The sequence below is a fragment of the Romboutsia sp. Marseille-P6047 genome, assembly GCF_900604535.1.
GTDB lineage: Bacteria > Bacillota > Clostridia > Peptostreptococcales > Peptostreptococcaceae > Romboutsia_E.
In genome coordinates, this window is sequence record NZ_UWOT01000003.1 from 215,708 (window position 1) to 229,981 (window position 14,274).

The 14,274-nt window shown below is 30.9% G+C and carries 14 protein-coding genes; all 14 read left to right on the forward strand.

Annotated features, from left to right (window positions below):
* Entirely contained in the window at window positions 1-1,305 is a 1,305-nt protein-coding gene (locus EIH23_RS04695; RefSeq protein WP_122639064.1) for a pyrimidine-nucleoside phosphorylase, read from the forward strand.
* 82 nt (window positions 1,306-1,387) lie between these two features.
* Complete coding sequence (gene deoC / locus EIH23_RS04700; protein WP_122639065.1) at window positions 1,388-2,053, forward strand: deoxyribose-phosphate aldolase; 666 nt, start codon at window positions 1,388-1,390, stop codon at window positions 2,051-2,053.
* Window position 2,054: 1 nt separating this feature from the next.
* Complete coding sequence (locus EIH23_RS04705; protein ID WP_122639066.1) at window positions 2,055-3,254, forward strand: phosphopentomutase; 1,200 nt, start codon at window positions 2,055-2,057, stop codon at window positions 3,252-3,254.
* 21 nt (window positions 3,255-3,275) lie between these two features.
* Window positions 3,276-4,097: a purine-nucleoside phosphorylase gene (locus EIH23_RS04710; protein WP_122639067.1), complete on the forward strand. Its 822-nt coding sequence runs from the start codon at window positions 3,276-3,278 to the stop codon at window positions 4,095-4,097.
* 52 nt (window positions 4,098-4,149) lie between these two features.
* The gene (locus EIH23_RS04715; protein ID WP_122639068.1) at window positions 4,150-5,430 is read left to right on the forward strand and encodes a NupC/NupG family nucleoside CNT transporter; all 1,281 of its coding nucleotides are present in this window, start codon (window positions 4,150-4,152) and stop codon (window positions 5,428-5,430) included.
* A gap of 71 nt (window positions 5,431-5,501) precedes the next feature.
* Complete coding sequence (locus EIH23_RS04720) at window positions 5,502-6,329, forward strand: transketolase (RefSeq protein WP_122639069.1); 828 nt, start codon at window positions 5,502-5,504, stop codon at window positions 6,327-6,329.
* A gap of 1 nt (window position 6,330) precedes the next feature.
* On the forward strand, window positions 6,331-7,269 hold the full coding sequence (locus EIH23_RS04725) for a transketolase family protein (RefSeq protein ID WP_122639070.1): 939 nt from the start codon (window positions 6,331-6,333) through the stop codon (window positions 7,267-7,269).
* Window positions 7,270-7,282: 13 nt separating this feature from the next.
* Window positions 7,283-7,921 (forward strand): fructose-6-phosphate aldolase, encoded by a 639-nt coding sequence (fsa, locus tag EIH23_RS04730; protein WP_122639071.1) that lies wholly within the window; start codon window positions 7,283-7,285, stop codon window positions 7,919-7,921.
* Between the two features lie 286 nt (window positions 7,922-8,207).
* Complete coding sequence (locus EIH23_RS04735) at window positions 8,208-9,203, forward strand: PocR ligand-binding domain-containing protein (RefSeq protein ID WP_122639072.1); 996 nt, start codon at window positions 8,208-8,210, stop codon at window positions 9,201-9,203.
* A gap of 170 nt (window positions 9,204-9,373) precedes the next feature.
* Window positions 9,374-11,044 (forward strand): propanediol/glycerol family dehydratase large subunit, encoded by a 1,671-nt coding sequence (locus EIH23_RS04740; protein WP_164488988.1) that lies wholly within the window; start codon window positions 9,374-9,376, stop codon window positions 11,042-11,044.
* Between the two features lie 14 nt (window positions 11,045-11,058).
* A complete protein-coding gene (locus EIH23_RS04745; protein WP_122639073.1) occupies window positions 11,059-11,622 on the forward strand; it encodes a propanediol/glycerol family dehydratase medium subunit in 564 nt (187 codons plus the stop codon).
* A gap of 20 nt (window positions 11,623-11,642) precedes the next feature.
* The gene (locus tag EIH23_RS04750) at window positions 11,643-12,065 is read left to right on the forward strand and encodes a diol dehydratase small subunit (RefSeq protein ID WP_122639074.1); all 423 of its coding nucleotides are present in this window, start codon (window positions 11,643-11,645) and stop codon (window positions 12,063-12,065) included.
* A gap of 18 nt (window positions 12,066-12,083) precedes the next feature.
* Window positions 12,084-13,901 (forward strand): diol dehydratase reactivase subunit alpha, encoded by a 1,818-nt coding sequence (locus EIH23_RS04755; protein WP_122639075.1) that lies wholly within the window; start codon window positions 12,084-12,086, stop codon window positions 13,899-13,901.
* Between the two features lie 10 nt (window positions 13,902-13,911).
* Window positions 13,912-14,274 (forward strand): glycerol dehydratase reactivase beta/small subunit family protein, encoded by a 363-nt coding sequence (locus EIH23_RS04760; protein ID WP_122639076.1) that lies wholly within the window; start codon window positions 13,912-13,914, stop codon window positions 14,272-14,274.

Below are 14,274 nucleotides of genomic sequence, written 5' to 3' on the forward strand. Positions count from 1 at the left end.
ATGAGACTATACGATATAATATCTAAAAAAAGAGATAATAAGGAATTATCTAAGGATGAAATTGATTTCTTTATAGATGCGTATACTAGCGGAGAAATTCCTGATTATCAAGCATCTGCATTATTAATGGCGATATACCTGAATGGTTTTACAAAAGAAGAAACAGTTAATCTTACTATGGCAATGGTTAACTCAGGTGATGTTGTAGATCTTAGTATGATAGATGGAGTAAAATTAGATAAACATAGTACAGGTGGAGTAGGAGATAAGACTTCTCTTATATTAGTACCAATGGTTGCTGCAGCTGGAGGAAAGGTTGCCAAATTATCTGGTAGAGGACTTGGGCACACTGGTGGAACATTAGATAAATTAGAATCTATACCAGGATTTAATATATCAGTAAAAGAAGATAAATTTATAGATATGGTTAGAAATGCAGGGCTAGTTATAGCAGGTCAAACCCAAAATTTAGTTCCAGCAGACAAAAAAATATATGCACTAAGGGATGTTACTGCAACAGTAGACAGTATACCTTTAATAGCTGCAAGTATAATGAGTAAGAAGATAGCCTCAGGTTCAGATGCAATAGTACTAGATGTTAAATATGGAGAAGGCGCATTTATGAAAACAGCTGAAGATGCAGAGAAATTAGCAATAGCTATGGTTGAAATAGGTAATAGTGTAGGTAGAAATACATCCGCAGCAATTACTTTAAATGGAGAACCACTAGGATATGCAATAGGAAATGCTCTTGAGCTACAAGAAGTAATAGAAATATTAAAGGGTGAGGGTCCAGATGATTTAAGAGAGTTATGCTTACAATTAGGAGCTCAAATGCTTATGTTAGGAAATATAGAACCAGATGTTGAAAAAGGTAGAGCTAAATTAGAAGATATCTTAAAAGATGGAAGTGCATTAGCGAAATTAAGAGAATTAACAGTTCTTCAAGGAGGAGATCCTAAAGTTATAGATAATCCAGAATTATTTGAAATAGCGCCATTAACTCATGAAGTCAAAGCTACTAAAGAAGGATATGTATATGACTTAAATGCAGAAAAAGTTGGAGTTTCTTCATTACTTACAGGGGCTGGAAGACATACAAAAGATGATGAATTAGATTATGGAGCAGGGATAAGACTTAAAAAGAAAATGGGTGATTATGTAAAAGTAGGAGATGTATTAGCTATATTATATTCAAGTGATAAAGCTAAGTTTGAAAAGGCTGAAGAAGAATTGCTAAGTGCATACAATATACAGAGTGAAAAACCAGAAAAGACTAAGATAATACACAAAATAATAAGATAGTATATTAAAAATAATACCTGAATTTTAAATATAAGAAAAGTTGAAATCATTTATTAATCATTGTAATAAGGAGAAAAGAGCAATGGATAAAAAAGTAATTTTAAAAACAGTAGATCACACCTTATTAAAACAAACATCTACTTGGGAAGATATAAAGGTAATATGTGAAGAAGCAATAAAGTATGAGGTAGCTTCTGTTTGTATACCACCATCATTTGTAAAGAGAGCTAAAGAGTTTGTTGGTGATAAGATGCAAGTTTGTACAGTAATAGGATTTCCTAATGGTTATAACACAATGTCTGTAAAGGTATTTGAAACTAAAGATGCAATAGCAAATGGTGCAGATGAAATTGATATGGTAATAAACTTAGGTATGCTAAAAGAAGGTAAGTTTGATGAAATAACTGAAGAAATAAAAGCTATAAAAGAAGTTTGTGGTAAAAATATATTAAAAGTTATAATAGAAACCTGTCTTTTAACAGAAGAGGAAAAAATTCAGATGTGTAAATGTGTGACAGATGCTAAGGCTGATTTTATAAAGACATCTACTGGATTTAGTACAGGTGGGGCAACAGCTGAGGATATAGTGTTATTTAAAGAGAATATAGGAAAAGACGTTTTAATAAAAGCAGCAGGTGGAATAAAAGATATTGATACAGCTAAAGACTTTATAAATAAAGGTTCAGTAAGACTTGGTACTAGTTCAATAATAAAAATTATAAACAATGAAGAAGTAACAGGGTATTAATATGAAAAAGTTTAATAGAGTATTTTTAATAGTATTAGACTCTGTTGGAATAGGTGAACTAGAAGATGCAAAAGAATATGGTGATGTAGGGGCTAATACTCTTTGTAATCTAGCAAATAAGGTAGGAGGAATTAAACTTCCTAACCTTCAAAAAATGGGTCTAGGAAATATAGCATGTATCAAAGGTGTGGAAAAAGTAAAGGATCAAATAGCATATAGTACAAAGTGTGGAGAATTATCAAAAGGAAAGGATACAATAACTGGTCATTGGGAAATGGCTGGTATATGCATAAATGAACCTTTTAAAGTATTTACTGAAACAGGATTCCCAAAAGAGCTTATAGATGAACTTGAAGAAAAAAGCGGTCATAAATTTATTGGAAATATATCAGCATCAGGAACTGAAATAATTCAAAATCTTGGTGAAGAACATATAAAAACTAAAAGTTTAATATTATACACATCAGCAGATAGTGTTCTGCAAATAGCAGCAAATGAAGAAGTTATACCGTTAGAAGAATTATATAAAGTATGTGAAATAGCAAGAGAAGTTACATTACAAGAAGAATATAAAGTTGGTAGAATAATAGCAAGACCATTTGTAGGAACTAAAAAAGAAAACTTTAAACGTACTTCAAATAGAAAAGATTATGCTTTAAAACCACCAACAAAAACAGTGTTAGATGCTCTTTGTGAGAAAAGCTTAGATGTTATAGGCATAGGCAAGATAGGAGATATTTACTCTTACCAAGGGATAACTAAAAGTATAAAAAGTAAAAGTAATGAAGCTGGAATGAATGAAGTTATATCTATTGCAAAAGAAAATTTATACAACGGATTAATATTCTTAAACTTAGTAGATTTTGATGCTTTATATGGACACAGAAGAGATGTAGAGGGTTATAAGAAATCATTAGAGGTCTTTGATTATCAATTAGGAATTCTTATCAAAAATCTTAAAGAGGATGATCTTTTAATAATAACAGCAGATCACGGTAATGACCCGACGTTTAAGGGAACGGATCATACAAGAGAATATGTACCAGTTATAGTTTATAATAAATCTTTAAAAGATCCTAAAGAAATACCTAAGCTTAAGACTATGGCAGATATAGGAGTTACTATATTAGATAATTTTAGTGAAGAAAATCAAACTTACAATTTTGAAATCGGAAAATCATTCATGGATGTTATTAAATAATAAATTATAGGAGTGAATAGTATGAAGAACTTATATAACAAAATAGTTGAAAGTACTACATATATAAAATCGAAAATTAAAATAGTACCACGAATAGGATTAATACTAGGTTCTGGTTTAGGAGTATTAGCGGATGAAATAGAAAATCCAATAATAATAAGTTATGATGAAATACCAAATTTCCCAGTATCAACAGTAGAAGGTCACAAGGGTCAATTAGTTATAGGACAATTACAAGGAAAAGATGTTGTAGCGATGCAAGGAAGATTTCACTACTATGAAGGATACATAATGCAAGATACTACTTTTCCGATAAGAGTAATGAAAGCATTAGGTGTTGAGATTGTATTTGTGACTAATGCAGCAGGTGGAGTCAATAAAGAATTTATACCAGGGGATTTAATGATAATAAAGGATCATATAAATTTTGGTGGATATAATCCATTAATAGGATCAAATGACAATAGATTAGGAGTTAGATTTCCAGATATGTCTAAAGCTTATACTCCAGAATATATAGAAGTTGCTAGAAAATGTGCGAAAGAACTAGAAATAAACATAAAAGAAGGCGTATATGCATTCTTCACTGGTCCTACATATGAAACACCAGCAGAGGTAAGAATGGCTAGAGTTTTGGGGGCTGATGCAGTAGGAATGTCTACAGTACCAGAAGTAATAGTTGCTTCTCACAGTGATCTTAAAGTTGTAGGTATATCTTGTATAACCAATATGGCAGCAGGTATATTAGACCAACCTTTAAATCATGAAGAAGTTATAGAGACTACACAAAAAGTTAAGCTACAGTTCTTGAATTTAGTTAAGAAAATAGTTAGTGAAATATAATTTTGATTGAAAAAATGATCACGTATATGTGTCATAAATAGAAGGAGATAGCATGTTAAAATTATTAAACGCCTTAGGAATATTTGTTTTGCTAGGAGTATTATATTTATTTTCAGCTAATAAAAAAGAAATTAATAAAAAGATGATCATAAAAGCTCTTGTTCTTCAATTTATTCTTTCATTTTTACTAGTAAAATTTCCATTAGGGAGAATGGTATTAGAAAGAGTATCAGATGTAGTAACTAACATATTGAGTTATGGAAGAGAAGGTTTAAGCTTCATATTTGGAGGATTGTCAGATTCAGCAATGCCAACGGGATTTATATTTGGAATACAAGTTCTAGGTAACATTATATTTATATCAGCACTTGTGGCGGCACTATACTATCTAGGTATCATAGGGTTTGTAGTCAAAGGAATCGGTGGGGTAATAGGAAAAATACTTGGAACTAGTAAAGTAGAAAGTTTTGTTGCTGTTGCAAATATGTTTTTAGGTCAAACTGAATCACCAATACTTGTAAGTAAGTATTTAAGAAGTATGACTGAAAGTGAAATAATGTTAGTTTTAATATCCGGTATGGGTAGTATGTCAGCTACAGTACTTATGGGTTATGCAGGAATGGGTATACCTATGGAATATCTTTTAATAGGAGGAGCACTAGTTCCGTTAGGAAGTATTATAGTATCTAAGCTTATACTTCCTGAAAAAGTAATAGAAACATCAAATATAGAAGAAATAGTTGTACATTCAGACGGAAATGCAGCTTCACAAGAAGCTACACTTGCTATGACAAAGTTAGCATCTGATGAAGTGAGTATAGACAATAAAGGTGATAATACAAACCTAATATCTGCTATATCTCAAGGTGCTAATGATGGGCTTAACATGGCTCTTGGTATAGGTGCATCACTTATAGCAATAATATCATTAGTTGCATTAGTTAATGGATTGTTAGGAGTATTTGGAGTATCATTAGAGCAAATATTATCTATTATATTTGCTCCTATAGGATTATTAATGGGTGTACCAAAAGAAAATATATTAACTGCGAGTCAATTACTTGGAAGTAAGTTAGTATTAAATGAATTCGTTGCTTTTGGTCAATTAGGTCAAATATTAAGCACATTAGATTATAGATCAGGATTAATGATGTCTATATCTCTTACAGGATTTGCGAATATATCTAGTATGGGTATATGTATATCTGGTATATCTGTATTTTGTCCAGAAAAAAGAGAAATATTATCTAGATTAGCATTAAAAGGTATGCTAGGTGGATTCTGTGTAAGCTTATTAAGTGCTTTGATAGTAGGTTTAATAGTAGCTATATAATTTAAAAAGTATTGTCATATATGACAATACTTTTTAAATTGATAAATTATGAATTTAGTCGGGGGAATATCATGTATAAACAATTAGAAAATCATGCTATAAATATAAGACAGAATATAGTTGAAATGATAACAGAGTCAAAGTCAGGCCATCCAGGTGGATCATTATCATCAGTTGAAATACTTACGTATTTATATTTTAAAGAAATGAATATAAATGAAAATAATCTAAATATGAAAGAAAAAGACTATTTTGTATTGTCTAAAGGGCATGCAGCTCCAGTACTATATGCTACTTTAAGTGAAAGAGGATTTATACCAAAAGAAGAACTTATGACATTAAGAAAAATAGGATCTAGACTACAAGGACATCCGGATAGTAAAAAGATAGATGAAATAGATGTATCTACAGGATCTTTAGGACAAGGTATATCAAATGCAGTAGGATTGGCATTAGGAATAAAGATTGATGATGGAAACTCTAGAGTATATACCTTACTTGGAGATGGTGAATTACAAGAAGGAATAGTGTGGGAAGCTGTAATGAGTGCTTCTCATTACAAACTAGATAATTTAGTCGCAATTATTGATTATAACACACTACAGATAGATGGCAAAAATGAAGATGTAATGAATATTAAGCCTTTGGATAAAAAGTTTGAAAGCTTTGGGTGGAATGTAATAGTAATAGATGGACATGATTTTAACCAAATAGAACAAGCTTTTGATATGGCTAAAAAAATACATGATAGACCAAGTGTTATAGTTGCAAGAACGACAAAAGGTAAAGGTGTATCTTTCATGGAGAATAGTATAGGTTGGCATGGAAGTGCTCCAAATACTGAGCAAAGAGATATAGCTATAAATGAATTAGAAGATGTGAGAAAGGAGTGTTTATAATATGGGATTATCAACACGTGAAGCATATGGAAAAGCATTAGTTGAATTAGGAAGAAATAATGATCAGATAGTAGTATTAGATGCAGACCTTTCAAAATCTACTAAAACATTAGAATTTGCAAAAGCATATCCAGAAAGATTTATAAATGTAGGTATAGCAGAGCAAAATCTTTTGGGAATAAGTTCAGGTTTAGCTGGGTATGGCAAGATACCTTTTACTAGTACTTTTGCAGTATTTGCAACAGGTAGAGCATTTGAAATAATCAGAAACTCAATATGTTATCCAAAGGCTAATGTAAAAATAGCTGCAACTCATGCAGGAATAACTGTAGGAGAAGATGGGGGATCTCATCAATCTATAGAAGATATAGCAATAATGAACTCCTTACCTAATATGAGTATATTAGTTCCTGCTGATGCTAAAGAAACAAATGAAATAATAAAGTATGCAGCTAAACATGTAGGACCCGTATATATAAGATTAGGAAGACTTAATAGCGTAGATATATTTAGAGATGATTATAAATTTGAATATGGAAAAGGTGTATGTTTAAAGGAAGGTAATGATTGTACAATAATTTCTACTGGACTTATGACAGACATGGCAAAAAAAGCTTGTGAAGAACTTAAAAATGAAGGAATAGATATAAGATTAATACATATGCCTACTATAAAACCGATAGATAGAGAAATAATAGAAAAAGCAGCTAAGGAGACCGGTTTTATATTAACTTGTGAGGAACATTCAGTAGTGGGTGGATTAGGACAAATAGTAGCTGGAGTTACTTCTGAAACATCACCAACTAAAGTTATTAAGTTAGGAATAAATGATGTATTTGGAGAATCAGGCACTCCAGAACAGTTACTAGAGAAGCATGGCTTAACAACAGAAAATATAATTAATATGATAAAAGAAAACCTAAATAAAAATAAATTATAATGGGAGAATTTATATGAAAATATTTATAGATACAGCAAATGTAAGTGAGATAATAGAAGCTAATAGCTGGGGCATAATAGATGGAGTTACAACTAATCCGTCACTTATAGCAAAAGAAGGAAGAGATTTACAAGAAGTAATAAATGAAATTTGTACTATAGTTGATGGACCAATAAGTGCAGAAGTAATAAGTTTAGAAGCTGATAAAATGATTAAGGAAGCTATGGATTTAGTAAGATTACATAAGAATATAGTTATAAAGATACCTATGTGTATAGAAGGGTTGAAGGCAGTTAAGTTATTAACTGAAAGGGATATAAAGACAAATGTGACATTAATATTCTCATCTCAGCAAGCTTTATTAGCTGCAAAAGCTGGAGCTACATATGTAAGTCCATTTGTAGGAAGAGTTGATGATATAGGAATTAAAGGTAGTGAGTTAATAACTGAAATAGCTAATATATTTAAAACTCATAGTATGAAAACAGAAATAATTGCAGCAAGTATAAGGAATCCTATACATATATCTGAATGTGCTTTAGCAGGAAGTGATATAGTAACTATACCATTTGGGGTATTAAAGCAAATGGTTAAGCATCCTCTCACTGATATAGGTATAGAAAAGTTTTTAGCTGATTATAGCAAGAGATAATTTGATTTACCTAAATATTATGATAGTTATAAATTAACTTTATATAATATTTAAGTAATTAAAGAATAATTAAATTTAAAATGATGGAGATTATTCATGAGATTCCCATTTAATACTGAAATACACAAAAAAGGTATTGATTTTTCAATCAATACCTTTTTTGATCACAAATTTTTCTATAATGAGTCAAATAAATTAATAGTGTTTATAGTATTGAAAAAATATATAGGCAGCAATATAATGAAATTATAACATGTCATAAAATGTAAAAAAGGGATGGGGAGAATTGAAAAAGACAATATCGTTAGAAGAAGTCATAAATATAGAATCATTTCAAAAGATACAAGATGATATAGCTAAAGCTACTGATACAGCTATAATAATGGTTGATTATACAGGAAGACCAATAACTAGTCATAGTAATTGTACTAAATTTTGCTCTAGAATGAGAGAAATAAAAGAATACTCAGTACTTTGTGAAAAGTGCGATTCTAGAGGAGGTATAGAGTCAGCAAGAACAAAAGAGGCATATATATATAAGTGCCATAAAGGAATAGTAGACTTTGCAGTTCCAATAATAGTAGGAGACCAGTATTTAGGAGCTATTATGGGTGGGCAAATTTTAGTTGAAGATGACGAGAGTTTAGATCTAGAAGAAGTTGTAAGAAGAAATACGGATTTTAGACATCTAGATGACAAAACAATTAAAGAGTTAGAAGAAGAGTACAAAAACCTTCCAACTGTTAAATTTGAAAAAGTAAAGGCAATAGCGCAAATGATGTTCCACACTAGTAATTATATAGTTCAAGCCGCTGTAAACAATAGATTATCGAATGAATCTATTAGAAAAGTAACTTTTCAAAAAAATAATGAAAGTACAATAGACGATGTATATATAGGTAGTGAAGAAAATATAAATGTTAATTTAAAAACTAACGAAAATGATGACGATTCACCAATAATAAAGGCAATTGAATATATAGATGAAAACATACATGAGAATATAACTTTAGATAAGATGGCATTTGTTTGTAATTTAAGTCAATGCTACTTTAGTAAATTATTTAAAAAGGAGACAGGACTGAATTTTATAACATATTTAAATGATAAAAAGATTGCAAAAGCTAAACAATTATTAAAAAATACAGATAATCCGATAAATAATATTGCTATAGACTTAGGATTTGAAGATTGTGGGTATTTTATAAGACTGTTTAAAAAGCTAGAAGGTATAACACCAAAAAAATACAGAGATTTATATAAAATGGGTAGTTCTATTTAATAATAGGACTATTTTTTTATACAAAAATTGTCCTATGCAAAAAAGTCCTATTTGATAAGTAAGTTAAAGACTAAAATTTTAAATAAAAAGACAAAACACTAGGATGTATTTGATTTCAAAAAAAGTTAAACTTATAACAAACGAAGAAATACATAACTTAAGGGGGAAATATGAAATTGAAATCAAAAAGATTTGAAGCATTAGCTAAACGTCCTGTAAATCAAGATGGACTTATTGGTGAATGGTCAGATGAAGGATTAGTAGCAATGGATAGCCCTAATGATCCTAAACCTTCTATAAAGATAGAAGATGGTAAGGTTATTGAGTTAGATAATAAAAAAAGAGAAGATTTTGATATGATAGATAAGTTTATAGCTGATTATTCTATAAACTTAGAAAAAGCGGAAGAATACATGAGTTTAGGCTCTTTAGAAATAGCTAGAAAATTAGTAGATATAAATGTTGGAAGAGAAGAAATAGTTGAAATAAGTACATCTATAACTCCGGCTAAAATAGTTGAAGTTGTATCACATATGAATGTTGTTGAGATGATGATGGCAATGCAAAAAATGCGTGCAAGAAAGACTCCATCAAATCAATGTCACGTAACAAATGTAAAAGACAATCCAGTTCAAATAGCTGCTGATGCTGCAGAAGCAGGAATAAGAGGATTTTCAGAACAAGAAACAACAGTAGCAATAACAAGATATGCACCATTTAATGCAATAGCAATACTTATAGGTTCTCAGGTTGGACGTGGAGGAGTATTAACTCAATGTTCCGTAGAGGAAGCAACAGAACTTGACTTAGGTATGAGAGGATTAACTAGTTATGCGGAGACCGTTTCTGTTTATGGTACAGAATCAGTATTCACAGATGGTGATGATACTCCATGGTCAAAAACATTTCTAGCATCAGCTTATGCATCAAGAGGGTTAAAAATGAGGTATACTTCGGGGACAGGTTCTGAAGCACTAATGGGATATGCAGAGGGTAAATCAATGCTTTACTTAGAAGCAAGATGTATATATATAACTAAAGGTGCAGGAGTTCAAGGGCTTCAAAATGGTGCTGTTAGTTGTATTGGAATGACAGGGGCAGTACCATCAGGAATAAGAGCAGTACTTGCAGAAAACTTAATATGTTCAATGCTTGATATAGAGTGTGCATCAGGAAATGACCAAACATTCTCACACTCAGATATAAGAAGAACAGCTAGAACTTTAATGCAGATGTTACCAGGAACAGACTTTATATTTTCAGGATATAGCGCAGTTCCAAACTATGATAACATGTTTGCAGGTTCAAACTTTGATGCAGAAGATTTTGATGATTACAATATACTTCAAAGAGACTTAATGGTAGATGGTGGTCTTAGACCAGTAAATGAAGATGAAACAATAGCAATAAGAAATAAGGCAGCAAGAGCAATACAAGCAGTATTCAAAGAACTTGAATTTCCAACTATAACAGATGAAGAAGTAGAAGCCGCAACTTATGCACACGGAAGTAAAGATATGCCAGAAAGAAATATAGTTGAAGATTTAAAAGCAGCAGAAGAGATGTTAAAAAATAGAATAACAGGGCTAGATATAGTAAAAGCATTAAGTAAACATGGATTTGATGATGTTGCGACAAATATATTAAATATGCTTAAACAAAGGGTTACAGGGGATTACTTGCAAACATCAGCAATATTAGATGAAAAATTTGATGTAATAAGTGCTGTTAATGATATAAATGATTACCAAGGTCCTGGAACTGGATATAGGATAAGTGAAGAAAGATGGAATGAAATAAAAAATATACCAAACATAATAAAACCAGAAGATATAGATTAAGGGGGTGGATATATATGGATAAGTTTGAAATGCCAGATCTTCAAATAGAAGAAATTGGAGATGCTAACGTTGGAACAAGATCAGATGAGGTTGTTATAGGTATAGGACCTTCATTTTTAAAGCATCAAACAAAAACTATAGTAAATGTACCACATGAAGAGGTTTTAAGAGAAATTATAGCAGGGATAGAAGAAGAAGGATTACATGCACGTGTAGTTAGAGTATTAAGAACTTCGGATGTTTCATTTATAGGAAATGATGCAGCAAAATATAGTGGTTCGGGAATAGGGATAGGAATACAATCAAAAGGTACAACTATAATACATCAAAAAGATTTACTACCGTTAAATAATATAGAATTATTTCCACAAGCTCCACTTTTAGATTTAGAAACTTTCAGATTAATAGGTAAAAATGCAGCTAAGTACGCTAAAGGAGAATCTCCAAATCCAGTACCTACTAGAAATGATCAAATGGCTAGACCTAAATTTATGGCAATAGCTGCGTTACTTCATATAAAAGAAACCAAACATATAGTAGAGAATAGTAAGCCAGTACAAATAGAATTTAAGTTTTAATTAGAGAAAGGAGATAGATTATGCAAACAATTAAAATGACTTCTAAAGAATACCCTTTAGCTACCAAGGTACCAGATATTATAAATACACCTACAGGAAGAAGATTAAATGAAATAACATTAGAAAGTGTCATTCAAGGTGAAATAAAGCCGGAAGATATAAGAATATCTAAAGAAACATTAGAAATGCAGGCACAAATAGCGGAACAAATGAATAGACACGCGGTAGCAAGAAACTTTAGAAGAGCAGGTGAACTTATAAATGTTCCAGATACAAGAGTGCTTGAAATGTATAATGCATTAAGACCATATAGATCTACGAAAGAAGAATTATTAGCTATAGCAGATGAACTTGAAAATGAATATGATGCTAAAGTAAATGCAGAATTTGTAAGAGAAGCATCTCGAGTTTACGAAGAGAGAAAAAAATTAAGAGTAGAGTAATAAAAGGATGTAACTGATATGAAAATAATAGCAGGTGTAGATATTGGAAATGCTACTACAGAAGTAGCACTTGCAAAAGTATATGATAATAAAACAGAGTTTATTTCAAGTGGTATAGCTCCAACAAGTGGTATAAAAGGTACTAAAGATAATATAGATGGAGTTATTGCATCCTTAAAAAGAGCACTTATAAGTGCTAATTTACAAATGAGTGATTTAGATTTAGTAAGAATAAATGAAGCAGCACCAGTTATAGGTGATGTTGCTATGGAGACTATAACGGAAACTATAATAACTGAATCAACTATGATAGGCCATAATCCATCTACACCTGGTGGACAAGGTCTTGGAATTGGAAAAACAATAAATATAAAAGACTTAGATTTGCTAAATGGTGATGATTTAGAGGAAAGTTATATTCCTTTAATTTTAAAAGAAATGAACTTTTTAGAAGCATCTCTTAGAATAAATCATGCAGTTGAAAATGGAATTAATATAACTGGTGCAATAGTTCAAAACGATGATGCTGTGTTAATAAATAATAGACTTAATAAAAGTATACCTATAGTTGATGAGGTAACTTTATTGGATAAGGTCCCTTTAAATATGCTATGTGCAGTAGAAGTTTCAGCACCTGGAAATGTTATAGATACACTTTCAAATCCTTATGGTATAGCAACTGTATTTAATTTAACTCCAGAAGAAACTAAGATTATAGTACCAATATCTAGAGCTTTAATAGGAAATAGATCAGCAGTAGTTATAAAAACTCCTAATGGTGATGTAAAAGAGAAAAAAATACCTGCTGGAAAAATGACTATAGAAGGCGAAAGAAGAAAAGAAGTTGTTGACGTAGAGCAAGGTGCAAATAAGATAATGAATGCCATAAACTTAAGCCTACCGATTACAGATATAAAGGGCGAATCGGGGACTAATGTAGGTGGAATGATTGAAAGGGTAAGGCAAGTAATGAGTGGACTTACTAATCAAAAAATATCAGACATAAAAATTCAGGACTTATTAGCAGTTGACACTTTTACTCCACAAAAAGTAAAGGGTGGATTAGCAAAAGAATTTTCTATGGAAAATGCTGTTGGAATAGCTGTAATGGTCAAAGCAGATAAGCTTCAAATGCAAATGATAGCGGAAGAATTAGAAAACATATTAGGTATAAAAGTAGAAGTTGGAGGAGTAGAAGCTGATGTTGCAATAAAAGGAGCATTAACAACTCCAGGAACCAGTGCTCCACTTGCAATACTTGATATGGGAGCAGGATCTACAGATGCGTCTATAATAAATAAGCAAGGTGAAGTTAAATCTATACACCTAGCTGGTGCAGGAAATATGGTGACTATGCTTATAAAATCTGAGCTTGGAATTGAAGATTTTTATCTTGCAGAAGATATAAAAAAATATTCTATTGCTAAGGTAGAATCATTGTTTAACATAAGATATGAAGATGGCACTGTAGAATTTTTTGAAAAGCCCCTAGACCCATCTATATTTGCAAAAGTTGTAATTATAAAAAATGGTGAATTAATACCTATAGATGGACAAAACTCAGTAGAAAAAATAAAGAGTGTAAGAAGACAAGCAAAAGAAAAAGTATTTGTTACTAACTGTTTAAGAGCCTTAAGTATAGTTTCCCCTACAGGTAACATAAGGGATATAGAGTTTGTTGTTTTAGTTGGTGGATCATCTTTAGATTTTGAAATTCCACAATTTATAACAGATTCGCTATCTCATTATGGAATTGTTGCTGGTAAAGGGAACATAAGAGGTACAGAAGGACCTAGAAATGCAGTAGCAACAGGACTTATATTAGCTTCTAAATAAGGAGTTTACTATGATTATAAAAAGTTATGATTTAGATACACCAAGTATTTATGTAATTCATTGTAACGATATAGGACTAGAAAATTTTAAGGAAATTTTATGGGGAATAGAAGAAGAATGCATTCCATATAAAGTGGAAAATAGTGAAATTGAAATATCTGAATGTCTAAGTCATGAGGCATCTTTAAAGTCTAAATTAGGAATAGGCATAGGAATAAGTAGTGAAAAAATAACTTTAACGACTAGTAAATTAGATGAGAATAGTCCATTAATAACTATAGATATTAATGATGATTATGATGAGTTAAGATGTTTAGGTTCTAATGGTGCTAGATTGGTGAAGGGTATAGAACTAAAAAATTTAGGGGGATAA

Excerpts from the sequence above, each read along its gene's own strand:
- EIH23_RS04745 (WP_122639073.1), top strand. The coding sequence starts at position 11,059 with ATGGATAAGTTTGAAATGCCAGATCTTCAAATAGAAGAAATTGGAGAT.
- EIH23_RS04710 (WP_122639067.1), top strand. The coding sequence starts at position 3,276 with ATGAAGAACTTATATAACAAAATAGTTGAAAGTACTACATATATAAAA.
- EIH23_RS04760 (WP_122639076.1), top strand. The coding sequence starts at position 13,912 with ATGATTATAAAAAGTTATGATTTAGATACACCAAGTATTTATGTAATT.
- EIH23_RS04695 (WP_122639064.1), top strand. The coding sequence starts at position 1 with ATGAGACTATACGATATAATATCTAAAAAAAGAGATAATAAGGAATTA.
- deoC (WP_122639065.1), top strand. The coding sequence starts at position 1,388 with ATGGATAAAAAAGTAATTTTAAAAACAGTAGATCACACCTTATTAAAA.
- EIH23_RS04725 (WP_122639070.1), top strand. The coding sequence starts at position 6,331 with ATGGGATTATCAACACGTGAAGCATATGGAAAAGCATTAGTTGAATTA.
- EIH23_RS04750 (WP_122639074.1), top strand. The coding sequence starts at position 11,643 with ATGCAAACAATTAAAATGACTTCTAAAGAATACCCTTTAGCTACCAAG.
- EIH23_RS04715 (WP_122639068.1), top strand. The coding sequence starts at position 4,150 with ATGTTAAAATTATTAAACGCCTTAGGAATATTTGTTTTGCTAGGAGTA.
- EIH23_RS04720 (WP_122639069.1), top strand. The coding sequence starts at position 5,502 with ATGTATAAACAATTAGAAAATCATGCTATAAATATAAGACAGAATATA.
- EIH23_RS04705 (WP_122639066.1), top strand. The coding sequence starts at position 2,055 with ATGAAAAAGTTTAATAGAGTATTTTTAATAGTATTAGACTCTGTTGGA.
- EIH23_RS04740 (WP_164488988.1), top strand. The coding sequence starts at position 9,374 with ATGAAATTGAAATCAAAAAGATTTGAAGCATTAGCTAAACGTCCTGTA.
- EIH23_RS04755 (WP_122639075.1), top strand. The coding sequence starts at position 12,084 with ATGAAAATAATAGCAGGTGTAGATATTGGAAATGCTACTACAGAAGTA.
- fsa (WP_122639071.1), top strand. The coding sequence starts at position 7,283 with ATGAAAATATTTATAGATACAGCAAATGTAAGTGAGATAATAGAAGCT.